This is a genomic window from Bifidobacterium sp. SO1 (genome assembly GCF_018555335.1).
Taxonomy (GTDB): Bacteria; Actinomycetota; Actinomycetes; order Actinomycetales; family Bifidobacteriaceae; genus Bifidobacterium; species Bifidobacterium simiiventris.
On sequence record NZ_JAFEJR010000005.1, the window covers coordinates 146,024 to 161,903 of the forward strand.

Consider the following 15,880-nt stretch of genomic DNA (forward strand, 5'->3'; position numbering starts at 1 on the left):
CATCACCGTCATGTTTTCTGCATCATTATACTATCAAATGAGGCAGAAAACATGACGGTGATGCAGAAGATGACGGACCGATTGCGTCTGTGCCGTCTGCTGCCACCGCATTGCATTGGCTCACGCAATCGCGTCGACGGCCGGGCGTAATCGCGCGGCCAGCTGTGGGGCATCGTGCGTGACGGTGTCGTACAGCGATTCCGCGTCGATCTCGTCATATTCGTGTACCAGCACATTGCGCAGCGCACGCAGTTCGTTCCACGGCAGGTCCGGCATCGTCTCGCGGTAACCGTCGGACAGCGAACGTGCGCACTCCTGCACCTGCGTCATCTCCATCGCCACGGAATTGAAGCGCATTCGATCGGCGAACAGCTCGTCGGCGGATGTGGCGGCGCCGGCATCTTCGATGGCGTGGTCCAAGTGCTCCAGCAGCCGGATCAGCGTGGTTTGGTCTCGGAACGTTTGGTCGGCGTGGTCGTGCCGGGGTCGGTGCGAACGTGTGCGAGTCATCATGCCACCTTCACCATGTCGCGCGCGATGTGGTCGAGGAACCGTTTGCTGGCCCGGCTGCGCTGGGCGCTGCGTAACAGCGAATCGTACGAGGTCAACGACACTGGACGGCCGAGTGCCGATTCCAGATCGTCGCGCAGTCCCTGCATCGTCATCAGCGAATGCGAGGCGTCCGGCCGCAGCCGATACAGCAGATCAACGTCGGAATCCGGCTGCGCATCGCCACGGGCGGCCGAGCCGAACACGTACATGTCGGCGATACCGTACTTTTCAATGAGTGTCGACACGATGAAACGGATGGTGACGATCTCGAGAACGCTGGACGAGTCGTCGAACGAATCCGAATGGCCAAGACCGGTGGCCATGTTTGCGGCTGTGCCTGCGGAATGGAGTATGCCGGCCAGCGCGCGTTCGTATCGTTGCAGAAAATCCTGCGTCGGGTTTCCCTCGCGTTCTGCGCGCGACAACGCGGATTGGGTGGTGCCCATCGCCGACGCCACCGTATGTTGGCTGATGCCGGCGTGAATGCGGATGCTGCGCAGCTCTGCGATCGTCTTCATAAGGCGAGTATAGCATATGTGATATATCGCAGAAATGAGGCCTGGCAGATGTTGACGCGAACACGCGGCGTCACGCGGCGGGCGATGTTGCCGTGGGCGGGGGAGTCGGGTATGTTGGTAGGCAGTAACGAGCGGTTGCGCCGCGCGGCGGGCGAAAGGGAGATTCGCCTGCAGGAGACGCGTGGCGTGGCGGCGCACGAAGCGGTGGATCTGGAGTTGTCCGCTTGGGTTAGGGCAAGTATGCGTGACGACGACGGAGGTGCGTGATGCGTGACCGCGGGGTGCGGACGGTGCGTGCGGGGGATGGTGAGAGGGCTGTTGGACGTTCCGAAGGTGTGACGCTCCCTCAGTCAGCTACGCTGACAGGTCCTGCAATTACGGAGCCTTCGGCCGTTTTGTCATCTCGGCTGTCGCCTCGCCCTCGCCTAAAAACTCCTCCGGAGTTTTCTTCACGGTTCGGCCCATCAGCCGAGGGAGCCGAGATACCTGAGAAACGCAGTCGGAGCTCGCGTGTGTTTGGCGTGCTCTCGGTGATATTCCTGATCATTGGGTTTGCGATTATCGCGACGCCGTTCGTCATGCGTGCGATCAACGAGTACGAGCAGAACTCGCAGGTGTCGCAGACGCAAAGCGAGGTGGCCGGCTGGCCGTATCCGCAGGCGGAGAACATGCTGAAAGCCGCGCGCGCGTACAACGAGAAGCTCGCGCAGTCCGGGCAGACGACGATCGGCGAGGTGCATGACCCGTTCTCGAGCAACGCGGGCCAGTCGTCGGCGTCGGGCGCGGATGATTCGCTGGCCGCGCAGGACAAGGAATACCAAAGCCTGTTGGATACCGGGCAGGGCGTGATGGGGTCGATCCGTATCCCGAAGATCGACGTGAACCTGCCGATCTACCACGGCACGAGCGACGACGTGCTGGCGGTGGGTGCGGGCCACTTGTACGGCACGAGTCTGCCGGTAGGCGGCACGTCGACGCATGCGGTGATCACAGGCCATCGTGGTCTGCCGAACTCGCTGCTGTTCACCAGGTTGGACGAGTTGAAGGTGGGGGATTCGTTCTATATCGATGTGATGGGCGAGACGCTGGGCTATAAGGTGGATCGGATCAGTGTGATCACGCCGGATGATTCGAGCAAGCTGCGCATCACCCCGGGCGAGGATCGGGTCACGTTGATGACATGCACGCCGTATGGCGTGAACTCGCATCGTCTGCTGGTGTCGGCGGTGCGTGCGGAGATCCCGAACGAGATCCCCGAGCCTGATGAGATCCAATCCGTGAACACGACGGCGTTGGCGTTGGCGGGATTGCTGATTTCGTTCCTGTTGATCGTCTCGTGGGCGGTGCTCGCCTCGCGCGCCCGCCGCAACCGCGAACAGTGGCGTCCGCAACGCCACTCCACCCGCCGCCGCGCCTAGGGCATCCGCCGGTAAGCCCGTCTGACAGCCAGACAGAATGCCCTGCCGGGGAGATGAGGTTCATCTCCCCGACAGGGCATTCTGTCTCGGCCGTCCCGGATCAGTTCGTGAGGCCGCAGTACGTGACTTCGATGTAGCGGTTGGCGAGTCCGACGAACTGGCCGGTCGTCGCATCGCGGATCGCACCCGTCTCCGGATCGATGATGCCGCCCGTCTCGGCGTCGATCAGCGTGCCGTCGGCCTGCGTGATCACACCGGTCTTCTCGTCATACGTCGAACCATCATCGGTCGTCGTACCATCGGTCGTCGTACCATCCGTCGTACCGTCGGTCGTCGTGTCCGTATTGTCCGTCGTACCCTCGGTCGACGCGTCGACCAGCGGCTCATGGTTGCGCAGCTTCGTCCACACGGCCTCCGCGCCTTCCGCGAACTGGCTGCGGTTCGCGTCCTGCACCCACGGTTCGACCGGAATCGTCTGCGAATACAGGTGCGTGATATCAAAGTCCTTGAGGCTCATGCCCAGGCCCGCGAGCGTCATCGCATCGGCCAGGCTCGCGCTCATCTGCACGGATTCGAGACCCGCCTTGGCAAGCTGGTACAGTTCGCTGGTCTGCGTGAAATAGTTCTTCGACAGCGCAGTGCTGATGATCTTCTTGATGAGATACTGCTGGCGCGTGGTACGCATCGTGTCCGAGCCGTCGGTGCCGGTCGCGTGACGGGTTCGCGCGTACTGCGTGGCGGTGGTGCCGTCCATGTGCACCAGGCCGCGCTTGAGATCGAGTCCGGTGTACACGTCGGACATGTCGGTCGGCACACAGATATCCACGCCGCCGATCGCGTTCACCATCTTCACCAGACCGCCGAAATCGATCACCATGAAGTTCCTGATGTCCAGACCGCCCAGCGAATTGACCGTCTTGAGCGTGCAGCTGGCCGCCGACGCGACGTCGCCGCCCTGCGAATACGCGTTCGCGAAGATCGAATTGAACTGCACCGTGTACTGCGCCGGAATCTCACCGTTCGAAGTCTGGCAGCTCGGCGCGTCGATCATGAGATCGCGCGGCAGCGAAACGAGATTGATCGTCTTACGATCGGCTGAAATCTGCATGATCATCGTCGTGTCGGAATTGTGCAGGTTCTTCGTATCGTCCGCATCGCCGCCGATCGCCGTATTGTCGCTGCCGTCACGCGTATCCTGACCGATCAGCAGAATATCGATCGGCGTGTTCGCGTACGGGTCGATCAGCTTGTCTTCGGTGTCGGACTTGCCGTCCTGTGCGATCGCATGGATCTTGTTGTCGCTGATCGTGGAATTGATATCGGAGTACGTCGCCGCGGCGAACGTGCCGACGAACGCCAGCACCGCCACGATCGCCAGCGCCACGCCAGTGAAGACCTTGTGGGTCGCCTGATATCCCAACGAATGCTGCGGCATGCCAGAGCGATGCCATCCGAAGTTGGGCAGGTGTTCCACATGTTCAGGTCGCCTGGTCATATACTGCCTTCCTGTTGGGATCCTGGAACCGCGTCAATCGCGTAATAATCGCCAGTGTACGCGCATCGTTCGCCAGTGTAACAGAAGCAAGGAACGGAACATCGGGGCGGCAAGGCGCCCAAACGGCCACGTTTTCAGGTTTCTTTCAGGGTTATTGCAGGACTACAGTAGAATCCGACAAGAAAACATCCACATAGCACGGTCATAGTGTTGCCACGGGATGCCTTACGCCTGCGGGCGGCCTCGCTGGGCGGCATCCCGGCCAACGCTCACCATGCAGCCGTGCCGCTTGCGGACAGCTCGACGACGATCGCCCGCGGCCCAACCGGTCGCGCCGCGCCTGCCGCGCCGTTCGCGGGAGACATGGCTGCACGAACCACAGAGGACTGGAGAAGCCGTATGTTCGTTCTGAAGAACGCCTGGGCAGAACTGATGCGCCACAAACTGCGCACGCTGCTGACCCTGCTCGTCGCATTGCTCGCCGCTTTCGGCACGTTGTTCGGCTGGTCGGTGCAGCAGGCGAACACTACGGCCACCACCACCGACCGCGAAGCGCTCACCCCCGGCGCGATCGTACGCCTCACCGACGCGCAGCAGGCCAAGTACAACGGCGCCGACAAGACCTGGGTCAAAAACTACCTGTCCACCGAGGACTACAACAACTACTATTCCGTCGTCACCTCGAACTCGATCACGCTGGCCAACATCAACGCGTCGTCGTCATTCCCCGTACGCCAGACCAAGAACTCCGTACAGGCCATCGCCGGCACCGACGACCAGGACGCCAGCAAAACCGGCGGCGAACTCACGCTCAAGTCCTTCACCTCCGTCGAAACCGCACGCGACAACGACCTCGGCCGCTACACCGTCATCCAAGGCAAGCACCTGAGCTACTCGGGCAAGGCCCCCAAGGGCGCGCTCATCTCCAAGGCGCTCGCCGACAAGAACAACCTCAAGGTCGGCGACGAGATCACCGTCGCATCCCCGGCCGACGCATCCAAGACGACGACGTTCACCGTGCGCGGCATCTACGAGTACAACGATTCGACCGCGCCCGCCGGTCACGGCTCCGACGCGAAGCTGTCGAAGGACAACCGCGACAACGCGATCTACGTCTCCTATTCGACCATGTACAACCTCAACTGGGGCAACGAAAGCGCGACCGACTGGAGCAAGCCGAACCTGAGCTACGTGTTCGAATTCTCCAGCCTGTCCGACTACAACAAGTACGCGAAGAAGATCGCGTCGAAGATCGACAAGAAGCACGAGCTGGCCTCGCCGACCATCGAAGCGTACGAGAAGAAGACCGAGCCGCTGACGGCGCTCGCCTCGCGCATGGGCGTGGCCAACGTGGCCGTGCCGGTCGTGGGCGGCGTGCTGCTGCTGGTGCTCGTGCTGCTCGGCGTAGCCCGGCGGTCGGCCGAGCTGGGCACCGCGCTGGCCTCCGGCGTGACCCGCGGCCGCATGGCATGGCAGTTCATGCTCGAGGCGTTCTTCCCGGTGTTCCTCGGCCTGTTCGTCGGTCTGCTGGCCGCCGGATTCGGTTCCAAGGCGCTGGGTGCGGCGCTGGCGGGCGGCTATGCGACGCCGGTGACGAGCGCGCTCGTGTGGCGTGCGGTCTGGACGGCGCTGGGTGTGCTGGTCGTGCTGATGATCGTGGCCGGGCTGCGTGCGGCGTGCTTCAAGACCTCGACGCTGTTCGCGGCGCGTGACGGCTGGGGTGTGACGGATGCGGCCGCCGCTGACGGGTCTGATGGGGCCGCCGAGTCCGGTTCCGTTGGAGACGAGCCTGAATCGGCTGATAGTGAATTGTCTGAGTCCGGTTCGGCTGAGTCCGGTTCGGCTGAGTCCGGTTCGGCTGAGTCCGCGGAGGCGACGGCATGAGCGCGACCGACGATATCGACAACGGCAACGTGACCGAGGATCACGAGATCGACATGACCGACGCAACCACCGGAGAGGAACCAACGATGACCGATACCGAATCGAAGGAACACGAGGACGACACGACCGCGGATGCCGTGGACGCCGCGACGGACGGCCAGGCCGCCGAGCCGACCTCCGATCAGTCTACTGCTGCGGATGACGCCGCGACGGATGTCGCCGCCGAGCCGGCGAATCCGGCCGAACAGGTGCAGTTCAGCATCGTGTTCGATGACGACGACGAGCACGACGACGTCGCGGATCTTGCGGACGTAAGCGTTGCGGCCGACGGCGTGGCCGATGCCACGGTCGCCGGTGCATCCGCGGTCCCGGCTGCCGGCTCGGCCGTCGCCGATTCTGCCGACGGAGCCGGCGCGGGCGAAGACGAGGATGACGGCGTCGCCGCGGAAGGCGCCGCGACCGTCGCCAGCCACGACAGCGTGGCGGCCGAAAACGCTGCGAAGGTCGCGCAGACGTTGTCGCTCGGCAAGAAGGCGAGCGCTGCGGCTTCGGGCACTGCAAACGATGTCAAGGCGGCAGTCAAAGCCCCCGCCGCGCTGCGCCTGTCCGAGCGACTCGACAAGGAGCTCGGCGGCAACGCGGCCGACAAGGTGCTGCTCAAGTCGTACCCGTCGCTCGCGCTCAACAAGGTGACCGTCACCGACGGCAAGACCGGCCACAACACCCTCGATAGGGTGAGCGCCGACTTCTACGCCGGCCACATCTACGCGGTCAAGGTCGAATCCGACGACGAGCGCGTCGCGCTGCTGAGCGTGATGACCGGCATGACGCGTCCGAACGACGGCGCGGTCATGAACAAGAGCCTCAACGTGCTCGAGATCGAGCCGGGCGAACTGCGCGGCCATCGTCTCGGCATCATCCCGCAGCGGTACGCGGTGCGCGCCGACCTGAACGCCGAGCAGAACGTGCTGTACGCGATGAACGCGTCCGGTCGCACGTTCCTGAAGCCCAAGCCGGTGATCGCGCGCGAACTGCTGCAGCGCGTCGGGTTCGACAGCGAGACACCGAACACGGCCGTCGGCAAACTGCCGCTCGTGCAGCAGCGTCTGGTGGCGATCGCGCGTGCGATTTCGTGCGATGCGGAGGTGATCATCGCCGACGAGCCGACCGGCGGACTCGACGCGGACGAGAGCGTCGCCGTACTCAAGACCCTGATCGGCCTGACCCACGGCGATCCGAAGCGCTGCGTGATCGTGGTCACCGGCGACGACGAGGTGGCCGAGGTCGCCGAACGCGTCACCTACCTAAGCGACTGAACGGTTCTACCGGGCGTGCCGTCCGGGTTCTCTGGACATCCCTTCCCGGGTCCGCCGGGTATCCCTTCCAGGTCCGCTGGACATCCCCTCCCGGGTCCGCTGGGTATCCCTCCCGGGCTTACGGCCGTTTCCGCGTCCCGAACCGGCCGTATGCCCGGGGAGTGCGGTCCGCTTCGGTATGCCCATCCGGGCATACGGCCGTTTTGGATGCGGTATCCGGCCGTATGCCCGGGAGGGTTGTTGGTTTGCGGATTCCTTCCCGGGCTTACGCCCGTTTCTGTGCCCCGAACCGGCCGTATGCCCGGAAGCGGTCTCTGAGCACTGTCTCAGCGACCGCTTCCCGCTATTTTCATGGCTTTATACCGCTCATCGGTCTCGTATTCGGATTTTCGTCGTCGGGATATTCGGATTTTGGTAGTTGATATACTCGGATTAATGCTGTTGGGATATTCGGATTTTCGTCGTTGGGATATTCGGATTCGTGCAGTCGATGATGGTGGTCTGTGGAAAGGATATGCGGCATGAGCGGGAGAATCACGAGCGATATGACGCCGGACGGTTACCGTCCACGTATTGTCGACGAACAGATAGCCCGATATCAGCGGATCTTCGGCGCGATCGAAATCGCCGGAACAAAGTGGTGCGGCAAAACGTGGTCGGCCCGCGCCCACGCGGCCAGCATCACCTATGTGGACCGGAACAACAATCTATCTGCGGCCAAAGCTGATCCATCGCTGATGCTGCTCGGTGAACGCCCCCATGTCATTGATGAATGGCAGTTGGTCCCCGCGATCTGGGACGAGGTGCGGCATCGGGTCGATGACGACCATGGGGCAAAGGGGCAATGGTTGTTGACCGGCTCGTCCACACCTCAAGGCGCGCAGGGGCCGCAGCATAGCGGTGCGGGACGGATCGGGCGTATCAGAATGAGCCCGATGAGCTTGGTCGAATCGGGAATATCCTCCGGCGTGGTCAGTCTGAGGGGATTGTTCGAGCATCGCTTCGAGGCGGCGCGTAGCAGTGTCGACACGCGTGGACTGTTGGAAGCGGTCTGTCGCGGCGGCTGGCCGGAAGCGCATGATATGCCAGTGGCCGACGCGCAGATATTGATTCGCGAGTACCTTCGTCTGACGCTGACCGAGAGCGTGGCTCGGCTGGGCAAGAGCCCGGACATTGCTCAGCGGCTGATGGGATCATTGGCCCGCAACATCAGTCAGCCGGTCACCTTCCGCACGTTGAGGAAGGACATGTATGGTGCCGAGGAAAATCTCGATGATTTCGTTTCCGAACGTACCGTTTCCGAATATACGAAGATGTTCGAGGACATGTTCGTCATCGATCAGGTCAGAGGATGGGTGCCTCCGGCGCGTGATCCGAAACGATTGCAGACCAAGCCTCGCCGGTATTTCGCCGATCCCTCCATTGCGGCGGCTGCATTGGGTATGAATCCGAGTGCGTTGATCGATGATTGGCAGACCTTCGGCTTCCTGTTCGAGAACCTGTGCGTTCGTGATCTGCTGGTATATGCGCGAGCCCTGCCGGATATCGGCATGGAACCGGTGCGATACTACCATGATGATTCCGGTCTGGAATGCGATGCGATCGTCGAACTGGTTGATGGCCGATGGGGTGGCATCGAGATCAAGACCAGCGAAGATAAGGTGCCGGAAGCGAATGCGAGCCTATTGCGATTGAAGGAGAAGCTGCTGAAGAACCCTGGGGCGAGGGTCAAGGAACCGGAGTTTCTCGCTGTGCTCGTCGGTGTGGGAGAGTTCGCGTATCGGCAGGATAACGGAATTTACGTGATACCTGTGGGCGTATTGGGTGTATGAGATGGTGATGCTGGGCAGCGGCGGTCTTTGACTACCTGTGCGGTTGTTCTAGCAGTAAACGGACGCTGAACGGGCCATCTGCGTCCGAATTCCGCTAGAATTTGGGAAATGCTAACGGTAAGCGGACGCCAGTAGGCAGAACAGCGTCCGCTTACCGCTAGAAGACGCCGGCTACTGATTGAATACGGCCCCATGACACGCCCGGATAAGACCACTAACCCCGAAACCACCACTGCGTCGGAGGGGGCGGCAAAACGATGAAGACCCCGGAACGTGGGTTCCGGGGTCTTCATCCGATGGCTCCTGCGGCTGGGCTTGAACCAGCGACCGTCCGATTAACAGTCGGATGCTCTGCCAACTGAGCTACGCAGGAATGCTTGCTCACCCTGAACGAATTGCGCCGTTCAGTGCAACGAAAGAAGAGAATACTCGGGCTCCCCTCCCTGTGCAACTCGGCGTGTCGCGAGCAGTGGGGCCTCAGGCTGTTTCGCGCACACCTGAAGAAGCCGGTCCGCGTGAGGCCGGACGCAGATACGGTCAAGTACGCTGTTGCCGTCACCTGAAGAAGCCGGTCGCCGGTCGGCGGAGGGGCTGCCGTCATATTTGGAATTGGTCGTTGACGACCATGACAGCGGATGGTGATGTTCGCATGTGGTGATGATGTGACCGTCCATCGTCTATCGGAGTCTATCGGACGAGAGATATGGGTATGGTGGAGAGGGCGTGCGGCGGTTGAAGAAGATGTGATGACGGATCGCCGGTTGTGAAGTTTTCGTGAGGAGCATGGATGATGCGGTGGAAATCCGGAAAAGGTCGTGGAACGGTGGCTGCAAGCATGGCAGTCGCCTCATTGGTATTGGCCGGAACGTTGACGACGATGCCAGCTATGGCGCTGACGGATACCGCGGTCGAGGACACCTCAATCGGTGATGTGCCGGTCCTGAAACTGGCCGATCAACAGTCGACGAGCTCAGACGGCGCATCCGGCGCCATGCCCGATAATCCGGATGCTGAACTGCCCCAGCAGGTCAGCGAGACCATACCGGATGACGCGACGGTCGTCTCGGAAGAACTGGCGGTGACGTCCGAAGGTGAAGTCAAGGATCTGGAGACCGGTCAGACCGTGACCGACGAGACGATCGTCGGCACACAAGACGCGCCGGCCGATCCGCTGGCGAAAACGGACGGTAAATCGTTCATCCCGGTCGATGCGAGCGATGTCAAGGCCGCGGTCGCGGCCAACGGCGGCGACGCGAACGCGCCTGCGGCAACGGCGGAGGGCGACAACGCGGCGGTATCCGGCGCTTCCGGAGCCATCTCGGGAAAGACGAACCAGACCGCTCGCGTCTACGCCGCATCCCTCGGCAACAATCAGTACGGCGCCCACTGGGGCACCTACAACGGATCCGCCGCGTTCTTCGAGGCGGACGGCACCCTGTTCGTCCAGCAGGCCAAGGGCGTGATCGACGTTTCCGAATGGCAGGGCACCATCGACTGGTCCAAGGTCAAGGCCGCCGGCGTGCAGGGCGCGATCATCCGTCTGAGCTTCGGCTACGGCGGTCGTCTGGACGCGCAGGCCAAGCGCAACGTGAACGAATGCAAGCGGCTCGGCATCCCCTTCGGCATGTACATTTATTCCTACGCCGAATCGGCGTCGGACGGCACCGAGGAAGGCAAGGACGTCGTCGCGAAACTCAAGCAGATCGGCGTCAGCCCGAGCGACCTGAGCTATCCGATGTTCTACGATCTCGAGAACTGGACCGGCACATGGGTCGGCCATAAGGCCCCTACCGATCCGAAGGCGTGGAACGGGGCAGTCAACAACTGGTACCGCCAGCTCAACACCGCCGGTTACGAGAACCTCGGCGTGTACTCCTACACCAACTATCTGAATACGGCGCTCAACACCACCAACATCCGCTCCAAGGCGCGCTGGGTCGCCAGCTACGGCGAGAAGACGAACTTCCCGTTCTCCACCAACGACCGCGGATGGCAATACACCTCGCAGGGCAAGATCAACGGCATCAAAGGCTCGGTCGATCTCAACGCTTTCGGCGTGAAGACGGTGACCACCCACAAGCCGGCCGCTCCGGAACGTCCGGCGATCACCGTATATCGCGTCTACAACCGCAACAGCGGGCTGCACCATTACACGATGAACCGCAACGAGGCCCGCATGCTGGTGTCGCTGGGATGGAACGATGAAGGTGCCTCATTCAAGGTGGGAACTTCCGGCATCCCCGTATACCGCGAATACAATCCCAACGACGGCAACCACAACTGGACGATGAACAGCAACGAGCACAAACACTTGGTCAGCCTCGGATGGCATGACGAGGGCATCGCTTGGTACGTGTCCTCGTCCGACACCGTCAATGTCTACCGTCTGTACAATCCGAACAGCGGCGAGCACGTATACACGACGTCATACGGCGAGTACAAGGCGGTAGGCAAGGCCGGTTGGAAGCAGGAAGGTGTGGCCTGGAAGTCCCGTTAACGGACTTCTGGACTCCCGAAGAGCCCAGAAAAATCTATTGCAACTGCGCGATCGTATACGATACAGGACTGCTCTGGTCTTTCACTACCGGCAGCATCACGGTATCGTTGTCCATCGCGATCGCGGGGCGGGAATATCCAGGCGCGGAACCGAGTTTCTTCACCGTCTGCTGATCGAACCGGAATGCGTATATGTCGGCATTGTCCGCCTGCGAACCGGCTCCCCATACCAGCCAGTCGTCATTGAGAGAGGCGACAACGGTGGGTGTGGCCACATGCAGCCAGGCCACGGGCTTCGAGAAGTCTGAGTTCCACACGCCGATGTAGCTTTCCGTGTTCGTCTGGAGATCGGTCATCGCGATCGCGCGATAGGATGAGCTGGCCCAGACCCCGGTGATGCCCCAAGAATGGTCTTTACCCGAGATCGAGAATACAGTGTTCGATTTTCCTGTTTTAGACGAGTACTGATTCAACGACTGATATGCGACCTTGTCGTCGCCAAGGCTTCTCGCGTCGGAGGCGTACAGCACGCCGTCCGGCACAGCTGCAGGATAGCTGCCGTCGGCGATAGCTTCGGTGTTTTTGCCATCGAGCCTCATTTGCACGATCTTTGTCTTCCATGAGCCATCCTTGATGATATTGGATGCGAAGAAGGCGTTGTCCTCGTTGAACGTCGGCACAATATCGCTGTCGACGGTAGGGGTGTCCTCTCGCTGGTTCAGATCCTTTGCGGTGGCAAGCGTGACGGTTCCGCCATCGGCTGACCATGTCTGGATCCGCCAGTTGTCATAGAGCGTCTGTGCGCTTCCGTTGATGGTGGAGGATCGCCAGACGACCCGTTGCGCGTTGCCGGTGCCGTCCTGCGGTTCGTATGCGCCGGATGTTCTGGCCTGCTTCTGTTCCAGCGGTTTCGTGCCATCCGCAGAGATCATGGCCGCCACATAGGAGGTGATATCGTCGGGGGTGTTGGTGGACGAACCGAATGCCGTGTTTGCGTCGATCGGAATGGAACCGATGACCGAGTAGTCTCCTCCGAACGTCCATGCCCCGGACAGCGTGGCGTCCGTCGCCTGTTGGGAGGCGTCAATGACCGTGGTCGGCGCATCGGCGCCCTTGAATGAGAACGGCAATGACGAATTGTCCTGTTCTGCCGAGACATCATTGCTTGGATTGTCGGAATCGCCGTTGGACGGTGTCGCGGAGCCGTTATTCTGAGTGGTTGCGCTCTGGTTGCCGGGTTGGCCGGATGCCTGGTCCGATCCGTTGCCGCGATGGGTCAGATACAGGCCGAGCGCTGCGGCTATGACGATGATGCATGCCACAGCGCTCGCGATGACCGCGATACGGCGGCGAGCGGACGCCTTGGATTCATTATGGTTATCTGAAATGTTGCTCGCCATGTCGCGTCTTCTTTCATGAAATGGCCGAAGCGGTGCCTGTCTGGATGGTGGGTGATCGGTGCCGAGACCTTTACTCAGCGCGGGGTGACGATGCCGGTATGATCCGCGGTCATGGACACCTGCAGGAAGGTGTCGTTGAGCCAGCGCAGATTGTACGTGGACCTGATCGGGGTCAGCGGATCCACGATGGTGACGTTGCCCGTGTACTGGTTGTAACCGTCCACCACGATCGCATGGTCGAACGTGGAATTCGGGTGACCGTTGAGGTGCGGGCCGCCGCGGCGCTCGCCTTCGACCAGCATGGGGGCGTAACGTGTGTCATAGGAGCGACGCACGGCGTTGCGGATCGTATCGTAGGACGGGCTGGGGTATGAGGTGAAGGAGTCGCTGCCGACCCAGCTGTTCATGCCCTTGGCGATGTCGTAGAACATGACGCCGTTCCACTGCATATTCATGTACCGTGCCAGTGCATCGACGGACAACGCGGTGCCGCTTGCGGAACGGGTGAAGTTGGCCGCGCGGAAGATCATGTATCCGGAGGTGGGGGCGCAGGTGTTATAGCCTTGGGCCAGCCAGGAGATGTTGTGGCTAAACACGGTCTGCTCGGACTTTCCTGCCGGGCCGACGCCGTACCAGGCCAGTCCTTCGTCCTTCCAGCCGGCCTTGACCAGCATGGTGACCTCGTTGCGGTTCAACGTGTAGTTGTGCGCGCCAGCCTTGGCGTTCTTGTTGTACTGGCGGTACAGCGGATACGCGCGGACTACGTCGGAGGAGTACCAGCCGATGCCTTCGTACTTCCAGCCCTTGCGAACCAGCATATCTCTCTCATGGCTGTTGATCGTGTAGTGGTGGTCGCCCGCGTTCGGATTGTACATGCGGTAGACGGGGGTCGTGGACTTGACCGGTGCACGCCAGCCGATGCCCTCGTAGCTCCAGCCCTTCTCCAGCAGCATCTTCCGTTCGTTGGTGTTCATCGTGTAGAAATGCTCGCCCGAGTTCGGGTTGTACATGCGGTACATGTCGACAGAGCCTTCGGACTTGGTTTTCTTCGCCTCGTTCGCGGTCTTGTTGGCGTCCTTACCGGTGACTTTGCCGTTACCGCCGATCCTCATCTGGGTCTCATCGTCAGATTCGTCATCGGTTGACTTGTTCTCGTCCGATGACGCTTCGTCGGACTGCTTGTCGTCAGTGGCGGCGTTCTTCTGCTCGCTCTTCTCGTCGGTGGACGCCTGCGGTTTGTCTGCCTGCTGTTTGTCTTCGCCGTTGACGTTCCCGGATTGCGTGCCGGTTGTGGCGGAATCTTTCTTGTCCGTGGCGTTCGCGTCACCTGACTGCTCGCCGGTTTCGGTCGTTGCGGATTCGGAATCGGACTTATCGGGCTCGTCGGTAGTACCGGACTGGCCGTCTTGCTGTTCCTGATCCGTATCGCTTGTTTCAGACTCATCCGAGGCCTCGCCATTGGCGGTCTGATCCGTCGTGGTGCCGTTGTCGTCGGCTGCGGAGGCATCCTGCTGATCGTCGGTCGTCGCCGTCTCGTCGGATTGCGCTTCGGTTTGGGTCTCGGCCTGATTGTCGCCGTCCGTCTCGGACTGCTGAACTGGAGCGGACGTCGTGCCGGAATTGGTGGCGGGCTCATCCGTCGGAGTGGATTCCTGCGCCCAGGCCGCCGGCGCGCAGGCGAACAACGCCGTTGCGCACAGTACGGCGGTAGTGGTCAAAATGCTGCGATGAACTCGGTCCGTGCGTCGTGACGATCGCATGATACTTCTCTCCCTACTGCACATCGAACATGTCAGGTATAACCCTTCCGTTATAGCAGTTAAGGGGGTCTGATTGAACGTTTGGTGTCGCGGATAAGTGGACGATGCGATCCGCTCGGATAATGGCTATGCTGGTGAACGGGCAAGAAGGAAGGGAGCCAGTGGCGATGTTTCAAATGACGAAGTTGCACGCGATACGTGTGTTGGGATTAATGGTCGTCGCCGCGGTATCGATACTCATGCTGGTTATGCCCGGAAGCGACGCGATGGCGGATTCCGGCGGCGTGCGCGACATGTACCGTCTGTACAATCCGAACTCGGGGGAGCACTTCTATACCGCCGACGGCAATGAACGCAACAGTCTGGTGAATGTTGGGTGGACGTATGAGGGCATCGGCTGGCGTGCGCCGATGAAGTCGAGCGTGCCGGTCTACCGTCTGTACAATCCGAATGCCGGTGACCACCACTATACGATGAACAGTTACGAACGTGATTCGCTCGTGCGGTCCGGATGGCGGTACGAGGGCGTCGGCTGGTATTCGTCGGATACGAACCGTGCATATCCGCTGTACCGACAGTACAATCCGAACGCCAGATCGGGCGCACACAATTACACGTTGAACCGCAACGAGGTCACTATGCTGGTCAAGGCCGGATGGAAGGACGAAGGACTAGCCTGGTACGGCGTCGGGGGAGATGTCGCAGCGCCTCAGCCGCAGTACCGACGTCCATCCGGTGGAACCTACCCGAATCTTGGCACCATCGCGAACCTCAGCATTGATGTGTCCATCGCCGACCAGCGAGTGTATGTGAAGAGCGGATCGACCGTGGTTTACACGTTGATCGCATCCACCGGCATGAACGACGCGACGCCGCGCGGCACGTTCCGCATCGGTGATCGCGGAGGATCTTTCTATAATCCGTCGGAAGGCATGGGAGCCAATTACTGGGTCGCGTTCGAACCAACGAATATGTACCTGTTCCACTCGGTGCCGACCGATGCCGCTGGCCGTTACATCGTTTCCGAAGGCAACAAGCTCGGACATCCCGCATCCCACGGTTGCGTACGCCTGAGCATTCCCGACGCGCAGTGGTTCTACGGCCAGGTTCCGCGTGGCACGGTGGTCAACATTCACTGACCGCCTATAATGGGACTTTGGAGCAATCGTCGTGGATTCTCCGGAGAGATCAGAACAGAAAGGAGAGAAC

At 61.2% G+C, this 15,880-nt stretch carries 11 protein-coding genes and 1 tRNA gene; 6 read left to right on the forward strand and 6 right to left on the reverse strand.

The window, feature by feature from the left end; genetic code table 11:
- Window positions 1-120 precede the first annotated feature (120 nt).
- A complete protein-coding gene (locus tag JS541_RS06390) occupies window positions 121-513 on the reverse strand; it encodes a HepT-like ribonuclease domain-containing protein (RefSeq protein WP_240539262.1) in 393 nt (130 codons plus the stop codon).
- Window positions 510-1,070: an XRE family transcriptional regulator gene (locus tag JS541_RS06395; protein WP_214373624.1), complete on the reverse strand. Its 561-nt coding sequence runs from the start codon at window positions 1,068-1,070 to the stop codon at window positions 510-512. The genes JS541_RS06390 and JS541_RS06395 overlap by 4 nt, the downstream gene beginning before the upstream one ends.
- 482 nt (window positions 1,071-1,552) lie before the next feature.
- Here JS541_RS06395 and JS541_RS06400 point away from each other — a divergent pair, with 482 nt between their 5' ends.
- Window positions 1,553-2,488: a class C sortase gene (locus JS541_RS06400; protein ID WP_346428296.1), complete on the forward strand. Its 936-nt coding sequence runs from the start codon at window positions 1,553-1,555 to the stop codon at window positions 2,486-2,488.
- A gap of 100 nt (window positions 2,489-2,588) precedes the next feature.
- Here the strand turns inward: JS541_RS06400 and JS541_RS06405 are convergent, their stop codons facing one another.
- Window positions 2,589-3,983 carry an LCP family protein gene (locus tag JS541_RS06405; RefSeq protein WP_214373626.1) on the reverse strand — a complete coding sequence of 465 codons (1,395 nt, stop codon included), beginning with the start codon at window positions 3,981-3,983 and terminating at the stop codon, window positions 2,589-2,591.
- Between the two features lie 399 nt (window positions 3,984-4,382).
- Here JS541_RS06405 and JS541_RS06410 point away from each other — a divergent pair, with 399 nt between their 5' ends.
- The 3 genes from JS541_RS06410 to JS541_RS06420 all read left to right on the forward strand — a co-directional run bounded on the left by JS541_RS06410 (window position 4,383) and on the right by JS541_RS06420 (window position 9,015).
- Window positions 4,383-5,867: an ABC transporter permease gene (locus JS541_RS06410; protein ID WP_214373627.1), complete on the forward strand. Its 1,485-nt coding sequence runs from the start codon at window positions 4,383-4,385 to the stop codon at window positions 5,865-5,867.
- Complete coding sequence (locus JS541_RS06415; protein ID WP_240539263.1) at window positions 5,864-7,183, forward strand: ATP-binding cassette domain-containing protein; 1,320 nt, start codon at window positions 5,864-5,866, stop codon at window positions 7,181-7,183. Before JS541_RS06410 ends, JS541_RS06415 begins: the two co-directional genes overlap by 4 nt.
- Before the next feature lie 521 nt (window positions 7,184-7,704).
- Window positions 7,705-9,015 (forward strand): DUF4143 domain-containing protein, encoded by a 1,311-nt coding sequence (locus JS541_RS06420; protein WP_214373628.1) that lies wholly within the window; start codon window positions 7,705-7,707, stop codon window positions 9,013-9,015.
- Window positions 9,016-9,312: 297 nt separating this feature from the next.
- On the opposite strand, the gene JS541_RS06425 is transcribed toward JS541_RS06420, so the two are convergent.
- A tRNA-Asn gene (locus JS541_RS06425) sits at window positions 9,313-9,388 on the reverse strand.
- A 450-nt stretch (window positions 9,389-9,838) separates the two neighbouring features.
- Here JS541_RS06425 and JS541_RS06430 point away from each other — a divergent pair.
- Entirely contained in the window at window positions 9,839-11,512 is a 1,674-nt protein-coding gene (locus JS541_RS06430; RefSeq protein ID WP_346428292.1) for a glycoside hydrolase family 25 protein, read from the forward strand.
- A 34-nt stretch (window positions 11,513-11,546) separates the two neighbouring features.
- On the opposite strand, the gene JS541_RS06435 is transcribed toward JS541_RS06430, so the two are convergent.
- Both JS541_RS06435 and JS541_RS14765 read right to left on the reverse strand, forming a co-directional pair.
- Window positions 11,547-12,911 (reverse strand): hypothetical protein, encoded by a 1,365-nt coding sequence (locus tag JS541_RS06435; RefSeq protein ID WP_214373629.1) that lies wholly within the window; start codon window positions 12,909-12,911, stop codon window positions 11,547-11,549.
- A gap of 74 nt (window positions 12,912-12,985) precedes the next feature.
- On the reverse strand, window positions 12,986-14,671 hold the full coding sequence (locus JS541_RS14765) for a hypothetical protein (protein ID WP_240539264.1): 1,686 nt from the start codon (window positions 14,669-14,671) through the stop codon (window positions 12,986-12,988).
- 167 nt (window positions 14,672-14,838) lie between these two features.
- Between JS541_RS14765 and JS541_RS06445 the strand changes: the two genes are divergently transcribed.
- Window positions 14,839-15,810 (forward strand): L,D-transpeptidase family protein, encoded by a 972-nt coding sequence (locus JS541_RS06445; protein WP_240539269.1) that lies wholly within the window; start codon window positions 14,839-14,841, stop codon window positions 15,808-15,810.
- The last annotated feature ends 70 nt before the right edge of the window (window positions 15,811-15,880 follow it).